At 61.1% G+C, this 23,542-nt stretch carries 18 protein-coding genes, 2 tRNA genes and 1 pseudogene; 3 read left to right on the top strand and 18 right to left on the bottom strand.

The features are described 5' to 3' along the window. Nucleotides 1–88: 88 nt before the first annotated feature. Nucleotides 89–1,570, bottom strand: a complete 1,482-nt coding sequence (locus tag PMX21_RS08475) for a glutamate synthase subunit beta (protein WP_271759133.1) — start codon at nucleotides 1,568–1,570, stop codon at nucleotides 89–91. Between the two features lie 5 nt (nucleotides 1,571–1,575). Then, complete coding sequence (gene gltB, locus PMX21_RS08470) at nucleotides 1,576–6,270, bottom strand: glutamate synthase large subunit (protein WP_271759132.1); 4,695 nt, start codon at nucleotides 6,268–6,270, stop codon at nucleotides 1,576–1,578. A gap of 539 nt (nucleotides 6,271–6,809) precedes the next feature. On the opposite strand from gltB, the pseudogene gpmA reads away from it, so the two are divergent. Together gpmA and PMX21_RS08460 are read left to right on the top strand one after the other, a co-directional pair. Then, nucleotides 6,810–7,583: pseudogene (gene gpmA / locus PMX21_RS08465) on the top strand (2,3-diphosphoglycerate-dependent phosphoglycerate mutase). Nucleotides 7,584–7,658: 75 nt separating this feature from the next. After that, entirely contained in the window at nucleotides 7,659–8,915 is a 1,257-nt protein-coding gene (locus PMX21_RS08460; RefSeq protein ID WP_271759131.1) for an Nramp family divalent metal transporter, read from the top strand. Between the two features lie 151 nt (nucleotides 8,916–9,066). Here the strand turns inward: PMX21_RS08460 and PMX21_RS08455 are convergent, their stop codons facing one another. From PMX21_RS08455 to PMX21_RS08430, 6 genes are all read right to left on the bottom strand, one after another. Further along, nucleotides 9,067–9,210 (bottom strand): rubredoxin-like domain-containing protein, encoded by a 144-nt coding sequence (locus PMX21_RS08455; RefSeq protein WP_035137395.1) that lies wholly within the window; start codon nucleotides 9,208–9,210, stop codon nucleotides 9,067–9,069. A gap of 88 nt (nucleotides 9,211–9,298) precedes the next feature. Then, entirely contained in the window at nucleotides 9,299–9,802 is a 504-nt protein-coding gene (locus PMX21_RS08450) for a flavin reductase family protein (RefSeq protein ID WP_117746556.1), read from the bottom strand. 207 nt (nucleotides 9,803–10,009) lie between these two features. Further along, nucleotides 10,010–10,480 carry an SsrA-binding protein SmpB gene (gene smpB / locus PMX21_RS08445; RefSeq protein ID WP_271759130.1) on the bottom strand — a complete coding sequence of 157 codons (471 nt, stop codon included), beginning with the start codon at nucleotides 10,478–10,480 and terminating at the stop codon, nucleotides 10,010–10,012. Continuing rightward, nucleotides 10,470–11,387: a tetratricopeptide repeat protein gene (locus PMX21_RS08440; protein WP_271759129.1), complete on the bottom strand. Its 918-nt coding sequence runs from the start codon at nucleotides 11,385–11,387 to the stop codon at nucleotides 10,470–10,472. The genes smpB and PMX21_RS08440 overlap by 11 nt, the downstream gene beginning before the upstream one ends. A 97-nt stretch (nucleotides 11,388–11,484) precedes the next feature. Then, nucleotides 11,485–11,561 (bottom strand) — tRNA-Glu (locus PMX21_RS08435). A 17-nt stretch (nucleotides 11,562–11,578) separates the two neighbouring features. Next, nucleotides 11,579–11,652, bottom strand: a tRNA-Gln gene (locus PMX21_RS08430). A 276-nt stretch (nucleotides 11,653–11,928) separates the two neighbouring features. Here PMX21_RS08430 and PMX21_RS08425 point away from each other — a divergent pair. Further along, entirely contained in the window at nucleotides 11,929–12,339 is a 411-nt protein-coding gene (locus tag PMX21_RS08425) for a hypothetical protein (protein ID WP_271746478.1), read from the top strand. Between the two features lie 72 nt (nucleotides 12,340–12,411). Here the strand turns inward: PMX21_RS08425 and PMX21_RS08420 are convergent, their stop codons facing one another. The 10 genes from PMX21_RS08420 to ftsE form a co-directional block, all read right to left on the bottom strand. Further along, complete coding sequence (locus tag PMX21_RS08420) at nucleotides 12,412–12,771, bottom strand: arsenate reductase family protein (RefSeq protein ID WP_271759128.1); 360 nt, start codon at nucleotides 12,769–12,771, stop codon at nucleotides 12,412–12,414. A 92-nt stretch (nucleotides 12,772–12,863) separates the two neighbouring features. Then, nucleotides 12,864–13,916 carry a MupG family TIM beta-alpha barrel fold protein gene (locus PMX21_RS08415; RefSeq protein WP_271759127.1) on the bottom strand — a complete coding sequence of 351 codons (1,053 nt, stop codon included), beginning with the start codon at nucleotides 13,914–13,916 and terminating at the stop codon, nucleotides 12,864–12,866. Nucleotides 13,917–14,033: 117 nt separating this feature from the next. Further along, nucleotides 14,034–15,464, bottom strand: coding sequence for a PTS transporter subunit EIIC (locus PMX21_RS08410; RefSeq protein ID WP_271759126.1), 1,431 nt, complete (start codon nucleotides 15,462–15,464; stop codon nucleotides 14,034–14,036). Between the two features lie 57 nt (nucleotides 15,465–15,521). Beyond that, nucleotides 15,522–16,445 (bottom strand): N-acetylmuramic acid 6-phosphate etherase, encoded by a 924-nt coding sequence (gene murQ, locus PMX21_RS08405; RefSeq protein ID WP_271759125.1) that lies wholly within the window; start codon nucleotides 16,443–16,445, stop codon nucleotides 15,522–15,524. 10 nt (nucleotides 16,446–16,455) lie between these two features. Beyond that, nucleotides 16,456–17,307: a MurR/RpiR family transcriptional regulator gene (locus PMX21_RS08400; RefSeq protein WP_271759124.1), complete on the bottom strand. Its 852-nt coding sequence runs from the start codon at nucleotides 17,305–17,307 to the stop codon at nucleotides 16,456–16,458. 204 nt (nucleotides 17,308–17,511) lie between these two features. After that, nucleotides 17,512–18,093, bottom strand: coding sequence for a VanZ family protein (locus PMX21_RS08395; protein ID WP_271759123.1), 582 nt, complete (start codon nucleotides 18,091–18,093; stop codon nucleotides 17,512–17,514). A gap of 104 nt (nucleotides 18,094–18,197) precedes the next feature. After that, nucleotides 18,198–18,803 (bottom strand): recombinase family protein, encoded by a 606-nt coding sequence (locus PMX21_RS08390; protein ID WP_271759122.1) that lies wholly within the window; start codon nucleotides 18,801–18,803, stop codon nucleotides 18,198–18,200. Nucleotides 18,804–18,980: 177 nt separating this feature from the next. Then, on the bottom strand, nucleotides 18,981–21,116 hold the full coding sequence (locus PMX21_RS08385; protein ID WP_271759121.1) for a ribonuclease R family protein: 2,136 nt from the start codon (nucleotides 21,114–21,116) through the stop codon (nucleotides 18,981–18,983). Nucleotides 21,117–21,251: 135 nt separating this feature from the next. Further along, a complete protein-coding gene (ftsX, locus tag PMX21_RS08380) occupies nucleotides 21,252–22,172 on the bottom strand; it encodes a permease-like cell division protein FtsX (protein WP_117769462.1) in 921 nt (306 codons plus the stop codon). Next, nucleotides 22,159–23,379: a cell division ATP-binding protein FtsE gene (ftsE, locus tag PMX21_RS08375; RefSeq protein WP_271759120.1), complete on the bottom strand. Its 1,221-nt coding sequence runs from the start codon at nucleotides 23,377–23,379 to the stop codon at nucleotides 22,159–22,161. The genes ftsX and ftsE overlap by 14 nt, the downstream gene beginning before the upstream one ends. Between the last annotated feature and the right edge of the window lie 163 nt (nucleotides 23,380–23,542).

Here is a 23,542-nt window from a genome sequence, read left to right as displayed (position 1 = left end):
CGGCCCGTTCTGGGCGCGCCTCAATCGTAGCCCGAGACGGTCCCGGGCTGACAATTTCGACTGTAATGGACGTTCTTAAATGACTACTTTACAGCTCCAGCGCCTCGGCGACTTCGGCTGCGCAGGCCAGGGCGTCGGCCATAGCGTTCACCACGAGCGAGCTGCCGTTACGAGCGTCACCGGCAACATACACCGGCGCGGCATCCGCGGCGACGCCGTCGACACGCGCCGCAAGATGCGAGCCCTCGGCGGCCATCACAGGCAGCGGACGACCAGCAGTGGCAACGGGCACGCCAACGGCGTCGAACACACCGTGCTCTGGGCCCGTAAAGCCGCAGGCGATGAGCACCAGCTGGGCCGGCACCTCGTGCTCGGAGCCCGCAATGCGTTCAGGCTTGCCGGCCGACCAATCCAGGTCGACCACGCGCAGGCCCGCGGCAGCGCCCTTCTTGTCCAGCAGCACCTCGAGCGTATCCACGCCCCAAGCGCGCATCTCGCCGCCCATGGCAGCGATGGCCTCCTGCTGGCCGTAATCGGTCTTCTTCACGTTGGGCCACTGCGGCCAGGGGTTGCTCGCCGCGCGCGCATCAGGCGCCGCCGGCAAGAACTCAAACTGGCGCACGCTGCGCGCACCCTGACGTACCGCGGTGCCCACGCAGTCGTTACCGGTATCGCCGCCGCCAATGACCACGACGTCCAGGCCGCATGCATCGACGACAGGCTCGCCGCCATCGAGCACCGAGACGGTCGAGGCCGTCAGGTAGTCCACGGCATACACCACGCCGGGCGCGTCAATATTCTCAGCAGCCAGTCCACGCGGGGCGCGAGCACCGGCAGCCACCACGACAGCGTCAAAGCCATTGAGCTTGGCCGCCACCGCAGGGTTCGTAACGTCAGCACCCAGCTCGAACACAATGCCCAGCTCGCGCATAAGTGTCACGCGACGCTCGACCACGGACTTCTCGAGCTTCATGTTGGGAATGCCGTACATGAGCAGGCCGCCCGGGCGGTCGTCACGCTCAAACACCGTCACGCGGGCACCGCGACGCGCAAGTTCCCATGCAGCCACCAGGCCAGCCGGGCCAGAGCCAATCACAGCGACCGTGGGAGCATCCTCCCCTGCCGGCTCAAAGCGGCGCGGACCGCCATTTGCCCACTCATGGTCGCTGATCGCGCGCTCGTTGTCGTGAATCGTCGTGGGCTGGCCGTCGACCGAGCCCAGGTTGCACGCGGCCTCGCACAGCGCCGGGCACACGCGGCTCGAGAACTCGGGCATAGGCGAGGTGAGTGACAGACGCTCGGCAGCCTCGTCCCAGCAGCCGCGATACACTAGCTCGTTCCACTCGGGAATCAGATTGTGCAGCGGGCAGCCACTCGGACGCGCCTTGCCAAAGCTCGCACCCATCTGACAAAACGCCACACCGCACATCATGCAGCGGCTCGCCTGGGCACGGCGCGCATCATCGTCGAGCTCCACGTACAGCGGATCGAAATCGCGGCTGCGCTCCTCCACGGGGCGCAGCCCGTGGGTCACGCGATCGATATCAAGAAAAGCACCGGGCTTACCCATGGCACTTACGCCTCCTTCTTGGTTGAAGCAACAGAGCTGGCGGCGGGCACAGCGCCAGCGACACCACCCGCCACATCAAAGCGAGCGACATCGGCGGCGTCGGCGCGACCGGTCACGATGTCAAACGCCAGCTCCTCGGCCTGCTCATGCGTCTTGCCGACGGCCTCGGCGGCGGCGACAATCGCCAGCACGCGCTCGTACTCGGTCGGAATGACCTTCACAAAGTGCTTGCTCATCGTCTCAAAGCTGTAGAGCAGCTTAATGCCGCGCGGGCTCTGCGTCGCGTCCACGTGCTCCTGGATGAGCGCACGAATCTGCGCCAGCTCGCCGGCCGTCGGGGCCTTGAGCTCAACGCTCTCGTGGTTCACACGGGCATCGAGCGTGCCGTACTGGTCAAAGACGTAAGCCACGCCGCCCGTCATGCCGGCGGCGAAGTTCTGCCCGACCTCGCCCAGGATGAGCGCCAGACCTCCCGTCATGTACTCGCAGCCATGGTTGCCGCAGCCCTCGACCACCACCGTGGCACCGGAGTTGCGTACGCCAAAGCGCTGGCCGGCCAGGCCGTTAATGAAGCCGCGGCCACTCGTAGCGCCAAAGAACGCAACGTTGCCCACGATGATGTTCTCGTCGAACTTGTAGGTCGCATGCGGGTTGGGGCGCACCGACACCTCGCCGCCCGAAAGGCCCTTGCCAAAGTAGTCGTTGGCGTCGCCGCACACGTTGAGCGTAATGCCGCGCGGCAGAAAGGCGCCAAAGCTCTGACCGGCCGAACCATCGCAATCGATGGTGATGGAGCCGGCGGGCAGGCCCTCGGGATGCGCCTTGGTCACCGCGTTGCCCAAGATGGTGCCCACGCAGCGGTTGACGTTGGCGATATCGGCGCGGAAGCGAATCGGACGCAGGTGCGCACGGGCATCGGCCGTATAGGGCACAAACAACGTGGAGTCGAGCGTCTTGTCGAGCTCACTGTCCGCAGCCATCTGCGGCAGGAAGTGGCGACCGTCGGCACCCGGGATATGAGCGCCGAACTCGCAGGTCGCACTCGCCAGCACGGGTGACAGATCGAGCAGATTGGCCTTGCGGTTGCCCGGGACCTCGATCTGACGCAAGCACTCGGGATGGCCGACCATCTCATCGATGGTGCGGAAGCCCAGGCTCGCCATGACCTCGCGCAACTGCTCGGCAACAAAGAGCATAAAGCGCTCGACGTGCTCGGGCTTGCCGCGAAAGCCACGACGCAGGCGGCAGTTTTGCGTGGCGATGCCGGCCGGGCAGGTATCCTGCTGGCAGTCGCGCTGCATGAGGCAGCCCATGGAGATGAGCGGCATGGTCGCAAAGCCAAACTCCTCGGCGCCCAACAGGCAGGCGACGGCAACATCGGTGCCGTCCATGAGCTTGCCGTCGGCCTCGAGTACCACGCGCGAGCGCAGGCCGTTTTGCAGCAGCGTCTGCTGGGCCTCGGCAAGGCCAAGCTCCAGCGGCAGGCCGGCGTGCCAAATGGAATCGCGCGCCGCGGCACCTGAGCCGCCATTGTGGCCGCTGATCAAGATCTTGTCGGCAGCGCCCTTGGCCACACCGGTGGCGATGGTGCCGACGCCGGCCTCACTGACCAGCTTGACCGACACGCGCGCACCGGGGTTGGCGTTCTTAAGATCGAAGATCAGCTCCGCCAGGTCCTCGATGGAGTAAATGTCGTGGTGCGGCGGAGGCGAGATCAGGCCGATGCCGGGCGTGGACTGACGGACCTCGGCGATCCAGGGATAGACCTTCTTGCCGGGCAGGTGTCCGCCCTCGCCGGGCTTGGCGCCCTGGGCCATCTTGATCTGAATCTCGAAGGCGCTGCACAGGTAGCGGCTCGTCACGCCAAAGCGCGCGCTTGCCACCTGCTTGATGGCGGAATTCTTGGAGTCACCGTTGGCCAGCGGGGTCTCGCGACGCGGATCCTCGCCGCCCTCGCCCGAGTTGGAACGACCGTGCAGGCGGTTCATGGCGATGGCCATGCACTCGTGTGCCTCTTTGCTGATGGAACCGTACGACATGGCGCCGGTGTTAAAGCGGCGGACGATGTTGAGCGCGGGCTCCACCTCGTCGAGCGAAACCGGCGTGCGGCCGCTGGCATCAAAGTCCAGCAGGTCGCGCAGGCGCACGGCACGGCCGGTGCGGTACAGGCGGGCGCTGTACTCCTTAAAGGTGTCGTAGCTGTCCTCGCGGCAGGCGGTCTGCAGCAGGTAGACAGTCTGAGGATCGATGAGGTGATCCTCGCCGCCAAGCGGGCGCCACTTGGTCAGGCCCAGCGTGGGCAGTTGATCGGGAGCCGGGCTCTTAAGGATAGCGAGCGCGGCGTCGTAGCGCTCGTTTTGCTCGCGCTCGACGTCCTCGACACCCATACCGCCCACACGGCTCACCGTGCCGGCGAAGTACGCGTTGACGAACTCCGGAGTGAAACCCACGGCCTCGAAGATCTGCGCGGAGTGGTAGCTCTGCACCGTGGAGATGCCCATCTTGGACATGATGGAGACGATGCCGGCGGTCGCAGCCTTGTTGTAGTTGGCGATGCCCTGCTCGGCTGTCACGTCCAGATCGCCGTGCACCGCCAAGTCGCGGATGCACGCATGTGCGTTGTACGGATAGATGCCGCTCGCGGAGTAGCCCACCAGTGCCGCAAAGTCGTGCGGAGACACGGCGTCGCCGCACTCCACCACGATGTCGGCAAAGGTGCGCACGCCGGCGCGGATCAGGTGGTTGTGCACGCAGCCCACGGCGAGCAGCGACGGCACGGGCACCTCGCCCGCCCCGGCGCGATCGCTCAGCACCACGATGTTCACGCCGTCGCGGACCGCAGTCTCGACGTCCTCGGCAAGCTGCTTGAGCGCAGCCTGCAGCGCGCCCTCGCCGGCATCGCGACGGTAGACGGCACGGAAGCGACGGGTCTTAAAGCCCACACGGTCGATGGCACAGATACGCTCGAACTCCTCCTCGCTCAGCAGTGGGCGCTCCAAGCGCACCAGCTGGCAGGCCGTACGAGAGTCCTCGAGCAGGTTGCCGTGGTTGCCCAGGTAGAGCGTGGTCGAGGTGACCATATGCTCGCGAAGGGCGTCGATGGGCGGGTTCGTGACCTGGGCGAACAGCTGATAGAAGTAGTCAAAGAACGAGCGCGTCTTCTTGGACAGGCAGGCCAGCGGCGCATCGATACCCATCGAGGCGAGCGGCACCTTGCCCTGCTGGGCCATGGGACGCACGACTTCGTCAACATCATCCCAGTGATACCCGAGCTTGGCCATGCGCACGGCGGCGGGCACCTCGGTATCCTCGGCGGGCGTTGCCGCGGCAGGCCTATCGAGCGCGTCGACGGTCAGCGTCTCCTCGGCAATCCAGTCGCGGTAAGGCTTTTCCTTGGCATAGCGGGCGCGCAGCTCGTCGTTGTAGATGACGCGGCCGCGGGCAAAGTCGACCTCGAGCATCTGGCCCGGCCCCAGGCAGCCGCTCGTCAGGATGTTCTCGGGGCTTACCTCGATGGTGCCCACCTCGCTTGCCAGCATAAAGCGACCGTCGCGCGTCACGTAGTAGCGAGCCGGACGCAGGCCGTTGCGGTCGAGAGCGGCACCCAGCGTGCGACCGTCGGTAAAGGCGATGGCCGCCGGGCCATCCCACGGCTCCATGAGCATGGACTGGTAGGCGTCGTAGGCGCGGCGCTCCTCACTCAGACTGTCGTTGTGGTCCCACGGCTCGGGCAGCAACATGGACGCGGCACGCGTGAGCGGGCGACCGTTCATGACCAGGAACTCAAGCACATTGTCCAGAATCGCGGAATCGGAGCCCTCGCGGTTGATGATGGGCATCACGCGCTCAAGATCGTGCTGCAGCACGGGGCTGTACAGGTTGGGCTCGCGGGCGCGGATCCAGTTGACGTTGCCCTTGAGGGTGTTGATCTCGCCGTTGTGGATGATAAAACGGTTGGGGTGCGCACGCTCCCAGCTGGGCGTGGTGTTGGTGGAGTAGCGCGAGTGAACGAGCGCCACGGCCGTTTTGACGGCGGCGTCGTTGAGGTCGATGAAGAAGCGGCGCATCTGCGTGGCGACCAGCATGCCCTTGTACACGATGGTGCGCGAGCTCATGGAGCACACATAGAAGATCTTGTCGCGCAGGGCAAACTCAGCGTCGGCCTTCTTCTCGATGGTGCGGCGGCACACGTATAGGCGGCGCTCAAAGGCATCACCGGCGGGTGTGTCGTCCGGACGGCCCAGGAAGGCCTGCAGGATGGTAGGCATGCAGGCGCGGGCTGTCTCGCCCAGATCGTGCGGGTCGACCGGCACCTCACGCCAAAAGAGCAGCGGAACGCCGGCTTCGGCGCAGCCCTCCTCAAACACGCGGCGGGCATCCTCTACGCCCTTGCCGTCCTGCGGGAAGAACAGCATGGCCACGCCATAGTCGCCCTCTGCCGGCAGAATCTGGCCGCACTTTTGGGCCTCTTTACGGAAAAAGTGATGCGGAACCTGGAACAGGATGCCGGCGCCGTCGCCGGTGTTCTTCTCGAGTCCCGTACCGCCGCGGTGCTCCAAGTTGACCAGAATGGACAGTGCATCGTCCAGAATCTGGTGATGGCGCTCACCGTTGATATCGGCGAGCGCGCCGATGCCACACGCATCGTGGTCGAATTCGGGGCGATAAAGGCCCTGCTGCTGAGCGGAATCTGCCTGCATCGCGATCCTCCCCTAGATATTTAGACAGTCAGTTGACTAGGCATACTAGGAGCATCGCCGGCCCGTTGTGTTTCCCGCCCGTTTCGAAACAATCGCGTAACGCGCGCCCTGCGAGTGGGTGCCGCCGAGCTCAAGGGCGACAGCAAGGGCCCCAAGTTCGGCCTTCAAGCTCACCGCTTCAAACATCTCAATCTGTAACAGGAAGACCCAATTTTGGCGCCTAGATGTTACAGATTGAGACGTTTTTGAGAAACGGCTCCGAATGTCTCGATCTGTAACACGAAGGGCCGGTTTTTGCAGCTAACTGTTACAGATCGAGATTTTCCATAGGACCATTTCTTCCTGTCTCGATCTGTAACACCTAGGTCCAATTTCCATCCCTAGTTGTTACAGATCAAGACATTTCGGCAATCCCCTTTCACCGTCCCATTCAAATACAACAATTTTGTTAGTCACGGTTAACTTTCTGGCCTAAAACGGGTATCCTTTGCGGCGTCAAGCAAACGGCACGCGCGCCGTGCCAGATCAAGGAGGCCCCCATGGCATGCCAGACAGACCAACAGACGATGCAACTTGTCCTTATCCGTCACGGAGAATCCGAGTGGAACAAACTCAACCTGTTCACCGGCTGGACCGATGTTGAGCTCACCGACACGGGCCGCGAAGAAGCCGCCGCAGGCGGTCGAGCCCTCAAAGAAGCCGGTTTCGACTTTGACGTCTGCTACACTTCGCGCCTCAAGCGCGCGATCCACACCCTCAACATCGTGCTCGGCCAGATGGATCGCGAGTGGCTGCCCGTCATCAAATCCTGGAAGCTCAACGAGCGCCACTACGGCGCGCTGCAGGGTCTCAACAAGGCCGATGCCGCGGCGGAGCACGGCGACGAGCAGGTGCTCATCTGGCGCCGCTCCTTCGACGTCTGCCCGCCGGCGCTCGAGCCGGGCGACGAGCGCGACCCCCACACCCAGGAGCAATACCGCGACGTCGCGCCCGATCAACTGCCCTATACCGAGTGCCTCAAGGATACGATCGCCCGCGCCTGACCTTATTTCGAAGACGAGATTCGCCCCCAAATGCTCACCGGCAAGCGCGTACTCATCGCCGCACACGGCAACTCACTGCGCTCTCTCGTCATGAAGTTCGAGCACCTCACGCCCGAGGAAATCCTCAAGGTCAACATCCCCACCGGCGTGCCGCTCGTTTACACCTTCGACACCGATTTCAACGTCCTCGACAAGCGCTACATCGGCGACCCGGCAACCATCGCCGCCAAGATCGATGCCGTTGCCAATCAGGGCAAAGCGCACAAGTAGCCCCAACCTAAATCCGACGCGTGGCGCCGCACGACCCAGATGCGACGTCACGCCGCCCATACGCAGGAGCTCACCATGCTCAACCATCTCAAACAACACTTTGGCTCGCACCGCACCGGAGGCCACGGAGGTCTGGATATCGCCCGGCACATCGGCCCCGGGCTGCTCGTGACCGTCGGCTTTATCGACCCGGGCAACTGGGCCTCCAATATGGCCGCGGGCTCGCAGTTTGGCTACGCGCTGCTGTGGATCGTCACGCTGTCCACAATTATGCTCATTGTGCTGCAGCACAACGCGGCGCACCTGGGCATCGCCACGGGCACCTGTCTTGCCGAGGCCACGACACACTACCTCCCCCGCATCGTGGGACACATGGTGCTCGCCAGCGCCTATCTCGCGACCATCGCCACCGCCATGGCCGAAGTCCTGGGTGGCGCGATTGCCCTTCAAATGCTCTTTGGGCTGCCCGTGCGCGCGGTCTGCGTCATCGTGGCGGCAGTATCGATGGCGATGCTCATGACGAGCTCCTACAAGCGCGCCGAGCGATGGATCATCGCCTTCGTAGGCGTGGTAGGACTCTCGTTTTTGGCTGAGCTTACGCTGGTCAAGGTCGACTGGCCGCAGGCCGCCGCAAGCTGGATCACACCCAGTATGCCCACCGGCTCGGCCGCGATTATCGTAAGTGTCCTAGGCGCGGTTGTTATGCCTCACAACCTCTTCCTGCACTCCGAGGTCATCCAATCCATGCACTTCGAAGGCCAAGGCGAGCAGGTTATCGAGGAACGTCTGCGCTACGAGCTCTTCGACACGCTCTTTTCGATGGGCGTGGGCTGGGCGATCAACTCGGCCATGGTCATCCTGGCCGCAACGACCTTCTTTGCGCACGGCATTGTCGTAGACGACCTCGCCGTCGCAGCGGACACGCTCTCCCCCATTCTGGGCCCGGCAAGCTCGACCATCTTTGCGGTGGCACTGCTGTTTGCGGGCATATCGAGTAGTGTGACGGCGGGCATGGCGGCGGGCACCATCACCGCGGGCATGTTCGACGAGGAATACGACATCCACGACCGACATTCCTCGATCGGGGTGGCGGCTTGTTTCGTCGGCGCAGTGGCGGCGTGCTTGGTCGTCCCAAATCCTTTTGAGGGTCTCATCTGGAGTCAGGCGCTGCTGTCGCTTCAGTTGCCGATTACGGTCTTTGTGCTCATACGGCTCACCAGCTCACGCCGTGTCATGGGCAAATACGTCAACTCGCGCCCGCTCAACGCGCTGCTCGTAGGGATCGGTGCCATCGTGACGATTCTCGACATCGTGCTGCTAACGGGAATGTAATTGGGATGGCGTGGCTGTCCAGATATAACGTCTTAATCTGTAACACGTGAGACCGTTTTAAACCGTCAGATAAATCAAAAGGGTCCCGGCCGAGAATTCGACCGGGACCCTTGGACAGAGCTATGTTCGGCTTTCGCCGTGTGCCTGCGAGTTACTCCTCGACGAGCTCAAACTGATCGGGACCGACGCCGCACACCGGGCACACGTAATCCTCGGGCAGCTCGGGCGTGTCGACCTCAACCTCGTAACCGCAAACGGTGCACACAAACTTATACGTCTTCTTTTCCTCAGCCATGATGTTCTCCTCTCGAACGTGACTGCTGGTGTACTTACTTATTAGTATATATTCTCAATAGTATAATGCAAGTATTTTTAGAACATTTCTAGCCTTGATACGACGAGGCTTTGGGCGGCGTCTTGCCCTTTAGCACCTTGTGATAGTAGTCGTACGTCAGCGGCGTCTCGTCGCTCAGGCGCTCGGCATCCTCGACCTCGCCAATAAACAGCAGATGCGTGCCCACATCCACAGTGTCGATCAAACGGCAGCTAAACAGGGCCGCCGCGTGCTCGGGCACATAGGGCATGCCCAGAGCCGTCTCGCGGGTCTCGTATTTGGCAAACTTGTCATAATCGCTGCTGGTGCGGAACCCAAAGTTACCGATGTAGAGCATGTCGGCGGTCTGATCGATCACGGTCAGCGCGAACGCTTTGGCCGATGCGATGACGCCCGAGGTGACATTGTCCTTGTTCACGGCAACCGAAATACGCGGCGGCATGGACGTCACTTGCACCGCAGTGTTGATGACGCAGCCGGCGCGCAGCCCATCTGCCGCAGCGCTCACCACGTACAGACCGCTCGGCATGGTAAAGAACGCAGTTTTGTCCATCACGATCACTCCCCTAACTCGGGTTGGAACCTCATGAATGTATGTACCCACAAAAAAAGGCGGCACCCATAACGGACGCCGCCTTTGAGACATATGTGTCAGAACAGTAAGAAAGATGAGACGCCCGCAGTTGCGGTGAAATAGGGACTGAATAGCCCCTCAAACAGGCAAAACAGTCCGTATTCCACCACAACTTATGCAGAGTGCCTAACGGTTGCGTTCCTTAAGGGCGCGGTCGATCTCGCGTTGGACATCACGCTTGGCCATGTCCTCGCGCTTGTCGTAGAGCTTCTTGCCGCGACCCAGACCCAGCAGCAGCTTTACGCGGCCGTCGATATTAAAGTAGAGCTCCAACGGAACCAGCGCATAGCCGCGGTTGCGAAGTTTGTCGTCAAGAAAGTCAATCTCCTTGCGGTGCAGCAGCAGACGACGCCGACGGTCGGGATCGCGATTCCACACGCCACCATGGCTATAAGGGTGAATATGCAGTCCGACGAGCCAGCACTCGCCGCCACGAATCAGCGCAAAAGTGTCAGTGATCTGACAGGCGCGCTCGCGAATCGACTTGACCTCGGTGCCGCTCAGCTCAATACCGCACTCAAACGTCTCATCGATAAAGTACTCGTGATGTGCCGAGCGATTCTTGGAAATGAGTTTGCGCTCGCGCTTACTGGGCATCGCCGGCCTCCTTGGCGCCATCGGTTCCCTTGTCGGCACCTGCGCGCTTTGCCTTGCGCTCGGCATTGAGCTCGGCATCGCTCTCGCGCACCAGTTTGATAATCGCCGCGCAGGCCTCCTCGCCCACCAAGTCGCGAGCACGCACCGTCAGGCGCGTCGCCTCCTGCTTGTCGCCGTCGCTTGCAGCATCGGTCGCACACATGATCAGGCAGATGGCGATCTCGGCCGAAGGTGAGGTCGGCACGCCCTGCAGGGCGAGCTCACCCATCACGTGGTCGTCGCTCTCATCGGCGGCATCCGGATAGGTGGTATGGATCTTGTTGAGCAGGCGCGTCGTATGCGCATCGTTGGGCGCCAGGCGCAGCGCCAGACGCGCGCAGCCCACGGCAGCCGAAACGTTCTCGGTCTCGGGCTCCAAGAAGTACTGACCTAGATTGGCGTAAGCGCGGGCGGCGCACTTGCCATCGCTTGCACGCTCCAGCACCGAGAACGAGAGCGATGCCCATTCCTGCTTGTCCTCGAGAGCGCGGAACAGCTCGGCCAGATCCAGGCGGTAGTTGCAGTTCATGGGGTCCCAGCGCACGGCCTGCATCAAGGCGTTGCGAGCACTCACATAATCCTGCTGGCGAATGTAGGCAAACGCCATGTCAGAGTACAGGCGGTCAAACGGCACCTCGACCTGCACGAGCTCGCGCGGATCCTTCTCCACGCGGCGATAGGCCAAGCGCTCAAACTTGCTATCGAAGCTAAAGTATTGACGCTTCTCCTCCGTCTTGCACTCAGCGTCGATATACTCCTCGGCGAGCTCCACCAGACGCTCCAGCAGCGGCGTCGCCGTAGCCAGGTCGCCCTGCGCCAGATAGTTCTCGGCATACGTGATGTCTTGCAAGCTGATGGGCAGATCCATGGCTACTCCTCAATCCGGGCGGCAGACTCAACGCGCGCCTTAAGCATCGGTCAATACACAAAACCCGGGTCTCTTACGAGGCCCGGGCATTCAATTTTGGTAGCCCGTACCAGATTCGAACTGGTGATCTCCGCCTTGAGAGGGCGGCGTCCTAAACCGCTAGACGAACGGGCCATATGTAGCAAATGCAATGGCTGGGATGGAGGGAGTCGAACCCCCATTGACGGAACCAGAATCCGCTGTCCTGCCATTAGACGACATCCCAATGACTGCATCGCTGCGCTCGGCTGTGCCTTTGCGCAAGAAAGAAATATACGGGAAGTCTCGCCGTGACGCAAGCCCCAATTTTGACTTTTTTGAAATTCAGTCAAATTGGCCTAATTTAGTCCAACCCGTGAAGGACCTGTGAAGCCGACCGCTGTACACGAAGGGCAAAACACCGCGAGCGGTAGCCGTCAACCGTTGGCAGATTCTACCGCGAAAACGATAGCACCAGGCAACACAATCGAAGTATCAATGATCGCGTAGATATCGAGGTACCATGGACGAAGAGCTTGATTACCTATGGGAGACCCTGGGCCTCGAGATCACTGCCGACCTTTGGCCCGAACGGGACAAAATCCATCCCACACTGCGCCCCGCCATTACTGTGGTGCAGGCAAAATACCGCCGTGCATCCTTTTTGATCATGCGGATGTCATGGCACGCGGGACTCCCCGACCTTAAGCGAATCCAGGCAAGCCTCGTCGAGTTGTCCGGTATGCCGACCGTCATATCCGAGGCGCACCTGGAGCAGCGCCAGCGCGAGCGACTGCAACAGCAGCGGATTCCCTTTATCTGCCCCGGCGTTCAGGCATATCTGCCCTTTATGGACGAGGAGTACTGGAGCGGCAAGCCCAACAAGCACGTAAAGGTCTACGATCCGCACGAATGGGCACAGCTCGAGGATTGAGCCGAGCGAGCCCGTCGATGGAAAACACATCCCACGCCGATCACCCAAAACGGGTCGCACTTTCCGCAGCCGCTACAGCAACGCCTCGGCCCAAGCCGATTCCCTAAAGCCTGGAATCACAAAGTCGTCGCCCACCAGCAGCGGACGCTTGACCAGCATGCCGTCGGTCGCCAGCAGCTCGTAGCACTCCCGATCCGTCATGCCCGCATCCAGACGCGCCTTCAGGCCCAGCTCTCGATATTTCATGCCCGACGAATTAAAGAAGCGCCGCACCGGCAGCCCCGAACGAGCAATCCAGGTCGCAAGCTCATCAGCCGTGGGATTGTCCAAAACGATATCGCGATCGATATACTCTGCCCCATGTTCGTCCAGCCATGTCTTGGCCTTCTTACAGGTCGAGCACTTGGGATATTCAACAAACAGTAAGGTCATGGGAATCCTCCGAATATAGATCGGCCAACGCAGGCACACGCCACACGAGGCGCCTTCGTATGATGGGCCAATTGTAGCCCACGGGTCACACGCTAAACGAACCGTACCCCGAATCCGCGTTTGATGAACGGCAGCAGCTCCATTGCCTCGGGCGTGATATGGCCCGCAACGTTCATGCGCTCGTCACCGGGAAGATCGACCCGCGCAATCTCAAGCTCGCCTTCGTAGCGCCCATATCCGCTATTGCTCACAGCGATCGACCCCGCCTTTCGCGGCAGGCCGGCTCCGGCATCCGTCGGCACGGAATCCGGCTTATGCGTCGTACGTGACTCCTGAGACCTAAAGATGAGGACGCTCGAGTCGGGCCGGTCGTGATGAATCTGCCCGCGCACATAGGCATAACCGGGCTCAAGCTCGCATTGCAAATCCACGTATCCGGCGGAAACTTGAGCAAACTGCGCCCAGCCCGCATCGGATAGATCGGGGTCGCCGACCAACACAATGTCGCAATCGGCGCCATGTGCAAGCTCAAGCATATTGAGAGCAACCTTTGACGCGCGACCGCGCTGCGCCTCGACCGTCGGCAGTCCCTCGAATACCGGCCCGCGAACGTTAGCATCACCCGGCACAAAAGCCATGATTTCGAATCCAAGCGCCGCAAGACGAAGATTCGTCCGAGCAATGTCCTCCAGAGCTAAACCGGTATAAGGCTTGGGGTAAAAATTGTGGCAGGCGGCAAAACGAGTCACATCGGCGCCGGCTTCACGCCACGATGCGATTTCATCAGAACTCACCGTCGATGCATTGACCACAATGCGAAATACACCGGACAGCTCCGCGACCCGCTGGGCGCTAAAGCCATAGTCCAAACGAAGGTATTCCAATCCCAGATCGCGCAGGTCCTCGATGCGCTCAAGCCCGAGCAAATCGCACGTGCGAGGCCCCACATCGGCAATGAGCGCAATGCCGCGGGCGGAAAGCAGCGACAGCACATGACGGACCTTATCGGCATACGCCGCTCCCCCATCCTCGGGAATATGCAGCGAGGTGAACGCATAGCGCGCACCCGCCGCGGCACCACGCTCAATCGTCCGCTCAATATCCTGCAATGGGCTGGAAAGATAAATCGAAATACCCGTTTTCACGCTTCAACGCTCCTTTAAAAAAGGCCGGCGGAGCAGTTAGCCCCGCCGGCACAACCATAGCATCAAGAAATCTGCCGCGCGCCGCGAACCCTGAGCAACACGGCTCGCAATATCAAACTACTCGCCAAAGAACTCGTTGATCTTCTGCTCGTCGACGCCAAAGAACCACGTCAGGACAAAGCCGGCGGCATAGGCAAGCAGCATAGCGGCAACGTAGCCGAGCTGCTGGCCAGGAACAACGATCAGCAGGCCAAACAGACCGGAAACGCCCTGAGAAACCGTGCCGATGTGAAGCAGCGCCGCGAGCGCGCCGCCAAATCCGGCACCCAGGCAGGCCGTCACAAACGGACGAACGAGCGGCAGCGTAACAGCATACATCAGAGGCTCGCCCACACCCAGGATTCCAACGGGAATGGACTCTGCGACGTACTTCTTGAGCTTGGCGTTCTTGGTCTTAAAGTACAGCGCCAAACCGGCACCGACCTGGCCGCCGCCAGCCATCATAAGGATGGGAAGCAGGTAATTGATACCCTTGGTAGCGCCGTCGGGATCGTTGAGCATAGCGTGGATCGGCGTGAGCGCCTGATGCAGGCCGACGGACACCAGCGGCAAGAAGCCTGCCGACAGGATATAGCCGCCCAGGACGCCCAGCTTCTCGAAGATAAAGGTCAAAACGCTAAAGATGGCAGTCGTCAGCCATGCGCCAACCGGCTGGATGACGAGCATCAGAGCAAAGGCGCCGATGATGAGCACCAGCAGCGGGGACAAGAACGTGTCGAGTGCGTTGGGCATAACCTTGCGAATCTGACGCTCCATCCAGGCAAAAAATGCGCCAGCGATGAGAGCCGCGATCATGCCGCCCGCTGCAGGGTTGTACTGCGCACTGGTGAGCGGCAGCAGAATGGCAGTGGCAGGATCAGCCGCGCCAGGCGCAAGCAGGGGCATGGCCCTGTTGGCGATGCACATCATGCCGGCGATGCCGCCCAGCGCAGCGGAGCCACCAAACTCACGTGCCGCGTTATAACCCACCAAGATGGGCAGATAGGCGAACAGGGCCCAGCCCATGGAACGAATGCCCTGGTACCACCACTCGCCTGCAAGCGCGCCTGCCGTCGAGACGTTAATGACGTTGCAGATACCGTTGATGAGGCCAGCCGCAATGATGCCGGGAAGCAGGGCGACGAAGACATTGGAAATCTTCTTGAGGAAGGCCTGAACCGGCTTGGACTCGTACTTGGCCTTCTGCGCGGCCTTGTTTGTGGCCGCAGCGTCAACCACGCTCTCGTCAGCAACGCCTTTCGCAAGGCCGGTGAGCTTGGAGAACTCCTCGAGCACCTTATTCACCTTGCCCGGACCCAGCACGATCTGCATCGTGTCGTCCTCGACCAGGCCCATCACGCCGTCGAGTGCCTTAATGCCCTCCGTGTCGACGTTGCCCGTGTCTTTGACGGTCACGCGCAGGCGCGTCATGCACGCCGCGTTTGCGAGCACGTTGTCTTTACCGCCCAAAAGGTCCAGCAGCTTTTGAGCCAGCTCTTTGTTCGTCATAACTCCTCCTTGTATTGGGTATCTCGTCTGGATGTCATATCAGCTCACGCCGCGCACCTATTGGGCATCGGCATTGCTCTTCTCATGGCCACTCACCGCAGCACGGACATGGCCTCGCGCCCGCTCAAGAGCCACCGCAGCCTGCTCGGCATCGCAGTCCAGCAGTACCGAGACAATAGCGGTTTTTACGTGGCCGCCGGCATCTGCAAGCGCCTGAACGGCGCGCTCGCGCGTGCAGCCGGTCGCCTCCATCACGATGTTCTGGCCGCGCACCACCAACTTCTCGTTCGTCTGCTGCACATCGACCATCAGGTTTTGGTATACCTTGCCAATCTTGACCATGGCACCGGTCGAAATCATGTTGAGAATGAGCTTTTGAACCGTTCCCGCCTTGAGCCTCGTTGAGCCGGTCAGCACCTCGGGACCGGGCACGGGCTCAATGGCAAGATCTGCGCTCTCCCCGATCTTCGACCCTTGGTTGCAGGCAATTGCAATGGTCTTGCACCCAGTTGCCTTGGCGTACACAAGGCCGCCCACCACATAAGGAGTACGACCGCTTGCCGCCAGGCCAACGACAAGATCCTTGTCCGAGAGTCCACGCTCTCGCAGGTCGTTCGCGCCAAGCTCATCGCTGTCTTCGGCACCTTCGACAGCCTTGATAAACGCCGTCTCGCCTCCGGCAATGAGCCCGACAATCAGATCGGGTGACACACCAAACGTGGGCGGACACTCCGAAGCGTCGAGTACGCCCAGACGACCGCTGGTGCCTGCGCCCATGTAAAAGACGCGCCCGCCGCGCTCGAGTGCCTCAGCAGCCCAGTCGATTGCTGTGGCAACCTGGGGCAACACTTTCGTGACCGACTGGACGGCACGAAGATCCTCATCGTTCATCGTCGTGACGATTTGCAGCGATGTCATCGTATCGAGGTCCATTGACCTTTGATTACGCTGTTCGGTCGTGAATTTTGTTAAATCGAGCATTTCATTCACCTCATCTTTCCTGTTTCTCGATGTAGTTTTGCTTAATGACATGCGTCGCCCGTTCGTAGTCGCTGGCAACGTAAGCAGCGTACAGGGCATCGACAACCATAAGCTGGGCCATACGCGAAGCCATGGCACCGCTGCGGACCAAGGGTTCACTCGCAGCAACGCCGAGCACGGCATCGGCCATGGTGGCAAGCTTGGATGATCCATCTACTTTGGTAACGGCCACAACGGGACAGTTGTGACGTTGAGCCTCGACGGTGCAGTCCAGCACCTCTTGCGTCAAGCCCGAGTAGCTAAAGGCGATTGCCATATCGCCCTCATGCATGTTCTTGGCACATAAGAGCTGATCATGCCAGTCGTCGTACAGATGGCACTCTTTGTCGACACGCATGAGCTTTTGCGCCAGGTCGTGCGCGACCAAACGAGAGGCACCAATACCGAACAGATTGACCGCGCGTGCCCGCTTAAGACGGGCCGCGCATCGCTCCAAGACGGTGTAATCGAGCGTTCGCGCCGTCGCCTCGATCGTGCGCACGTTGCTTTTCATCACCTTCCCCACGATACGTTCGACGCTGTCATCCATGGAGATGTCCTCGAGGGCTACGTCTTTCTTGTCACCTAAGAGCGCCAGCTCGGCAATCAGTTCGCGCTGGAACTCCTTGTAGCCCGCAAAACCCAAACGCTTGCAAAAGCGCAAAATGCTCGAGGGCGAGGAGAACGTGACATCGGCAAGACCGCGGACGGACAGCCCGACCACCTCGTGCGGATGAGCGCTTACATATGCGATGACATTGCGTTCCGCCGGGCACGCGCTGAGCTCACGCTCGCGAAGCCGCAAAAGCAATCCGTTTGCCATCTCAAACACCTCCGTTGAGAAGAATTAAAGACCAACGAACGATTCGTACCGGATACAAACAGCTTTTGCGGTACATTGTGCCGCATCGTGGCGCACAAAGGGCGAGCGTTCTACCGCTCGCCCCTCAAATCCGACCGCTCGGAAATACGCGCGACACAAAATAATTCAACAAGGTCGCATTATCAGAAACGGGTTTGTTACCGGCTAGCGCCTCGCATGGGCGCCGATCGGCCGAGTCGCATGGCGCACCAACGCCGCTGCCAGCAATACCAACAGCATGGCGGTGACATAGCCCGCAGCATCGAATCCTAAATCGATAACGTCGAAATGCCTGCCGGGAACAAAGATCTTATGTACCTGATCGCCAACGGAGCAGGCGGCGCAAAAGAGCAATACGGGCACGCAACGAGAGCATACGCTCCACGGACGCCTGGAAAGGCAACCCACGACCACGGAGGCGAACAATCCGACGAAGAAAAACTCTACGGTATGGGCAACGCGACGGACGTTCGTGCCCACCCACATGCGAATGGAAGCAAGTCGGCCAGACCGGACATTCGAGGCAGCCGAATCGGTGCCCCCGGTCATTCCGTTCTCTGTCTGGGCTTCACCCGTGGCATCAGCAGCCTGAACGCCCGTAGCCTGACCCTCCACCACACGCGCGGTGGACTCGCTCAGCAACGACGTCTCCACCGCATTTTGCTCCGTCAGCACCCAGATGCCCGCCAGCGTTGCAACGAACAGAACAATTGCGGTCCATCCGATTATTTGTTTTACGCGCGCCAAGGGCCAACCTCCTTTTTTGAATATCAGCGAGTGTAGCCCCAAATGGCATCGTCACCGTATCAAAATTTGAATCGCAACAGGAAGCGACAAAGCGACGCAAACCCCTACCCCGCCTCGCGCATCCAGCGATCGAACGTCCCCACGCACACGCCCAGGCACTTTGCTGCCTGGCTGCGGGTAATATCGCCTGCCTCATAGCTATCGCGCACCAGCTCAAACTGAGGAGGGCACGGCTTGCGAGGTCGACCGAAACGAACCCCTCGCGCCCGCGCCGCTGCAATTCCCTCCGCCTGGCGCCGATGGATATTCTCGCGCTCCACCTGCGCCACGTAGCTCAGTAGTTGCAGCACAATATCGGCAATCAGGGTGTTGGTCACATCCGGCGCGCCGCTGGCCCTAGCGCGCGTGTCAAGCAATGGCATGTCCAACACCACAATGGCAACCCCGAGCTCCTTGGTAATGCGTCGCCATTCCTCAAGAATCTCGGAGTAATTACGACCAAGTCGGTCGATAGAAAGCACCACCAGCACGTCCCCGTCTCCCAGGACGTGCAACAGCTCGCGATAATGCGGTCGATCGAAGTCCTTGCCGCTCGCATGGTCGGCATAAATATTCGCCGAGCCCACGCCATAGGCGCCCAGCGCATCCAGCTGCCGATTAAGGCTCTGATCGCGCGAACTCACCCGCGCATAACCGTACACCGTCGCCATCTCATCCCCGCTTTCTTGTAAACCTGCCAAAAAGGGACAGGTTTATTTTGGTAGGTTTTACCTCTCAAATAGCAGGTAAGCGGGCGGCCGAGCAGACGGCAAGGTAGCCACGATTCAAATGCGAAGGGCGGTCCCGAAAGGCCGCCCTCCGCTCCCCCACCATGAGTCGGGATTTGGCTAATGGATAAGCTTAAAGTCCAGGTGCCCACGCGTGGTATTGACGCGCGAGACCTCGATAATCACGCGCTGCCCCAGCTCGTAACGGGTGCCCGTGTCGGCACCCGTGAGCGTTAGCGCGTCCTCGTCGAACTCGAACCACTCGTTGCCCAGGCTCTTGATCGAAACCAAGCCTTCGACCTGCGTTAGATCCAAGCGCACAAAGAGGCCCATGCTGCTAACCCACGAGACGGTTCCGGCATAGCGCTCGCCTAGACGGTCCTCATAGTACTGGGCAATCTTGATCTTTTGCGTCGCATGGCTGGCGGCATCTGCCGCGCGCTCGGCATCGCTGCATGCGCGGCAGATCTGCGGCAGAATGCGCGGCAGCGACTCGCGTCCCTTGCCGATCAGCCGCGACGTACGGACCAAGGCGTCCTTGCCGCCGAGCTGCTCATAGGCCAACTGCAGCTTGAGTACGCGGTGCACCACCAGATCGGGGTAGCGACGGATGGGACTCGTAAAGTGGCAGTAGCACGGCGCGGCGAGCGCAAAGTGGCCCTCGTTGCGCGGCTTGTACAGCGCGCGCTGCATGCTGCGCAGAAGCAGCGTGTTAACGAGCGGTGCGTTGGCCGTACCGGCGGCAGCATCGACTGCAGCCTGCAGCTCATCGGGGCTCCCCAGGGCAATACCGGCAGCACGGCGATCGTCGATGATGCCTAGCTGCGCCAGCGCAACGGCGGCACCGTGCAGGCTATCGGGGCTCGGATCCTCATGCACGCGATAGCAGGCCTCGATATCACGGTCTGCCAGCCACTCTGCAACGCACTCGTTGGCGAGCAGCATAGCTTCCTCGATAAGCGACGTGGCACACGAACGCTCACGCGCCACAATCTGCACGGGCACTCCGTCCTCATCCAACAGAGCACGAATCTCGGCCGTGTCAAAATCGACCGAGCCGCGGGCGCGACGGATACGACGGCGGAGTTCGGCGAGTTCGTTAGCGGCGACAAGGAAATCGCCGAGGTCGACGTTGTAGCCGCGGGCGGCCTCCTCGCACGCAAGACCGCGCTCAAGCGCTTCCTCGCGCGAGGTCTCGGCAGCCGCAACATCCTCGGCTGCACCCTCCAGCACCGAATACTCAACCGCGCCGGCACGCACCAGCAGCGCCTCGGCGCCGTCATAGTCCATACGCACACGCGAGCGAATCACGCTGGGGTACGGATCGTAATGCCGCACGCGACCCTGTGCATCGAGCTCAATGTCAACGGTAAACGCAAGACGGTCCTCGTCAGGGCGAAGCGAGCACAGGTCATTGGACAGGCGTTCGGGCAGCATGGGAAGCACGCGATCGACCAGATACACCGATGTCGTACGATGGCGAGCCTCAAGATCGATATGCCCGTCCCAAGCCACATAGTGTGAAACGTCGGCGATATGCACACCCAGCTTGTAGCCACCCTCGGGCGTGCGCTCCAGCGAAATGGCGTCGTCAAAGTCGCGCGCGTCGACTGGGTCGATCGTGATGACAAAGCGGTCGCGCAGATCGCGGCGGAGCGGGTCCTTAAGCGCCGCGGACACATCGAGCGAAAGCCCCTCGGCCTCGTCCAGCGCGGCCTCGGGATAGCTATCGGTATAGCCGTAACGCGCCATCACATATTGAACGCCCAAATCGGGCGCGTCATCTCCGCCAATGCGGCGTTCGATCGTCACGGTACCCGATTCCAGGCGCGTCGGGTAGGTCAAAATGCGCGCGACAACAGCATCACCCGGGTGGACACCCAGACGATCCGCCGAGGTATCCTCGGGCAGAATGAAGAAGTCGGCCTTCAGACGCGAATCGAGCGGCTCGATCACACCGAGCGGACCGGCGGTCTGGTACGTGCCCACCACGCTTATGGCTGCACGCTCAACCACGCTTTCGATCACGGCGCGCCGCTCACCGTGCGGGCTGTTCTTAATGCTCACGGCAACGGTATCGCCATCCATGATCTCGCGCTTACCGCGGCCCATGACCTTGTAGTCGCCGTTTTCGGTTACAACGTAGGCGCTATGCTCATGGAGCTGCACGCGCCCGGTCAGGCTCGGACGGCGTTCGCTGCGCACCGGCCCGCGCTGATTGCGAGCTCCACGCTTATGCTTGTTATTGCGCCCCATGGCGCCTCCTAACTATCGATTGCGAACTCCAAAGAGTCTACCCAAATGATTCGCTTTCCTGCCGTCCCCTAGGGATCAAAAAACGGGCCGCCCCATAAGAGACGACCCGTTGGAAGGGATGAATTCCAAGCATGCCTACACGCGCAGGTAGCGGCGCATGGCGATGGCAGAACCAAAGAGACCGATAATCACGCCGACCAGAATCAGCGCAGCATAGGTCACCAGGTAGTACTGCATCGGCAGGGCAAACGACATCCAGCCGATGCTCTCCTGCAGACGCGGGATCATCAGATTGCGCAGCAGCTCCAGAACGCCGATGGAAAGCAGCGAGCCCAAAATGGCCTGCAGCACGCCCTCGGTGATAAACGGGCCACGAATGAAGCCGTTGCTGGCGCCGACCAGACGCATAATCGCAATCTCACGACGACGCGCCGTAATGGACAGGCGAATCGTGTTGTTGATAAAGATGAACGCGATAAAAGTCAGCAGGCCAACGAGCACCACGGCGGCGATGCGGATGTAGTTGGTCACCTGGAACAGGCGGCTCACTTCCTCCTGGCCGTACAGCACGCTCGCGTTGACGTCGCCGTCATCCGCGATCTTCTGGAAATCGGCATCCTTCTTGAGCTTCTTTGCCGTGCTCTCGACCTTGGACGGATCGTCCATCTCAATAGCGAAGGAAGCCGGCAGCGGGTTCTGGCCATCGAGCGCGCTCATGGTGGCGTCGGCGTTGCCCGACATCTTGCTCGTATACTCGGCCAGCGCGTCGTCCTTGTCCTTATAGGTCACGGACTTGACGTTATTCCACGTCTTAAGCTCGGCCTCAAAAGCCTGAACATCGGCCTGATCGGCGTCATCGCTAATGAACGCGTTGATGACAACCTGATCCTCGACGGTGCCGATCACGGAGTTCAGCATCGCGGAGCCCATGATGAACAGGCCGATGATAAACAGCGAAAGGAAGATCGTGATGACGGCGCCGAGCGAGGTAGTCCAGTTACGGAAGAAGTGGCTGATTGCCTCTTTGAAGGAGTAGCCCACGTTAGTTGGTGCCATAGTTGCCGTAACCTCCCCTCTCCTGGTCGCGGATAACGTGGCCGCCCTCGAGGGCGATCACGCGACGGTGCATGCTATCGACCATCTCGCGGTCGTGCGTGGCGACGATCACGGTGGTGCCAGTGCGGTTAATACGCTCGAGCAGCTTCATGATGCCCAGCGAGATCGCCGGGTCGAGGTTGCCCGTCGGCTCGTCGCAGATCAGCAGCGGCGGACGGTTGACCATAGCGCGGGCGACGGCAACGCGCTGCTGCTCGCCACCGGAAAGCTGGTCGGGCAGCGAGTCCATCTGATCGGCCAGGCCGACCAGACGCAGCACCTCGGGCACCTGGCTGCGAATGACGCCCTTGGGCTTGCCGATGCACTGCAGGGCAAACGCCACGTTTTCGTAGGCGGTCTTTTGCGGCAGAAGCTTAAAGTCCTGGAACACGGCGCCAATCTGGCGGCGCAGGAACGGAACCTTGCGGTTCTTGATCTTCATGAGGTCCTGACCGGCAACCAGGATGCGGCCGCTCGTCGGCTTGACGTCGCGGTTGAGCGTCGACAGCAGCGTGGTCTTACCCGAACCGGAGTGACCGACCAGGAAGACGAACTCGCCCGGATAGATCTCGATGTTGATGTCGTCGAGTGCAGGCTTGTTGGGCTGTGCCGGATAGATCTTGGTGACATGCTCCATAAGGATGACGGGCTCGACACCGGCCTGCTTGGCCATCTTCTTGCGGCTGGCCTGCGGATCGATGGGCGCAAACACCGACGTAAAATCGGGGTTGTTGAGCGCGTTTTCGAGGCTTGCGACCTCGGCGGCCTGATCGCTCTCGACCACCGGGGCAGCAGGCTGCGTGGGGTCGGGAATAGCGGCAAAGAGACCGGACTGCGCAGGCTGAGGAGCCGGCGTCGCAGGGGCCATGGGGTCGGGAATGCCGGCCATGGTAGGCTGCGGCGTGGCGGCGCCAGCCTGAGGCTGCTCCACGCGAGCGGTCACGGCCTGAACGGGCTCAAAACCCGCCGTGCCGGAAAGCGCGACATCGCTGGTTGGATTGTAGGCAAAGGGATCGGATGCCGGCTGTGCCTGATCTGCCGGCTGAGCGGGGGCCTGAGCAACAGGCTGGCCCTCTGAATCCGGAGTGGCGAAACGACTGCCCTGGACGCCTGCCTGCGTCTTGGGGGCATCATCGCCCGCACCGGAGGTACGGAAGTGGTTACCCACTGGTGCTCCTTATCGTCGTGCGTTTAAACTACATGAGCGCTTTGTATTTTAGCAGTATTAGCTTTGCTGCACATAAGAAGCATGGCGTGCTTAGGGATCCCGTCGGCCGGGCACAGGGTTACTCTCCAAATCGTCCTCGGACATGTCGGAGCCCCCGCTGCGA

Origin of the sequence: Collinsella aerofaciens (assembly GCF_028209885.1) — a bacterium.
GTDB classification, from domain to species: Bacteria; Actinomycetota; Coriobacteriia; order Coriobacteriales; family Coriobacteriaceae; genus Collinsella; species Collinsella aerofaciens_BA.
The sequence above is the reverse complement of the archived record's forward strand: the minus strand, read 5'-3'. Positions and strand labels throughout refer to the sequence as shown.

Bases quoted from the DNA above. Each gene is read 5' to 3' on its own strand.
- gltB (WP_271759132.1), bottom strand. From the start codon at position 6,270: ATGCAGGCAGATTCCGCTCAGCAGCAGGGCCTTTATCGCCCCGAATTC.
- ftsX (WP_117769462.1), bottom strand. From the start codon at position 22,172: ATGGCACCAACTAACGTGGGCTACTCCTTCAAAGAGGCAATCAGCCAC.
- PMX21_RS08400 (WP_271759124.1), bottom strand. From the start codon at position 17,307: ATGGCAAACGGATTGCTTTTGCGGCTTCGCGAGCGTGAGCTCAGCGCG.
- PMX21_RS08385 (WP_271759121.1), bottom strand. From the start codon at position 21,116: ATGGGGCGCAATAACAAGCATAAGCGTGGAGCTCGCAATCAGCGCGGG.
- PMX21_RS08475 (WP_271759133.1), bottom strand. From the start codon at position 1,570: ATGGGTAAGCCCGGTGCTTTTCTTGATATCGATCGCGTGACCCACGGG.
- murQ (WP_271759125.1), bottom strand. From the start codon at position 16,445: ATGCTCGATTTAACAAAATTCACGACCGAACAGCGTAATCAAAGGTCA.
- PMX21_RS08455 (WP_035137395.1), bottom strand. From the start codon at position 9,210: ATGGCTGAGGAAAAGAAGACGTATAAGTTTGTGTGCACCGTTTGCGGT.
- smpB (WP_271759130.1), bottom strand. From the start codon at position 10,480: ATGCCCAGTAAGCGCGAGCGCAAACTCATTTCCAAGAATCGCTCGGCA.
- PMX21_RS08440 (WP_271759129.1), bottom strand. From the start codon at position 11,387: ATGGATCTGCCCATCAGCTTGCAAGACATCACGTATGCCGAGAACTAT.
- PMX21_RS08410 (WP_271759126.1), bottom strand. From the start codon at position 15,464: ATGACGAACAAAGAGCTGGCTCAAAAGCTGCTGGACCTTTTGGGCGGT.
- PMX21_RS08420 (WP_271759128.1), bottom strand. From the start codon at position 12,771: ATGACCTTACTGTTTGTTGAATATCCCAAGTGCTCGACCTGTAAGAAG.
- PMX21_RS08450 (WP_117746556.1), bottom strand. From the start codon at position 9,802: ATGGACAAAACTGCGTTCTTTACCATGCCGAGCGGTCTGTACGTGGTG.
- PMX21_RS08460 (WP_271759131.1), top strand. From the start codon at position 7,659: ATGCTCAACCATCTCAAACAACACTTTGGCTCGCACCGCACCGGAGGC.
- PMX21_RS08390 (WP_271759122.1), bottom strand. From the start codon at position 18,803: ATGGCGACGGTGTACGGTTATGCGCGGGTGAGTTCGCGCGATCAGAGC.
- PMX21_RS08425 (WP_271746478.1), top strand. From the start codon at position 11,929: ATGGACGAAGAGCTTGATTACCTATGGGAGACCCTGGGCCTCGAGATC.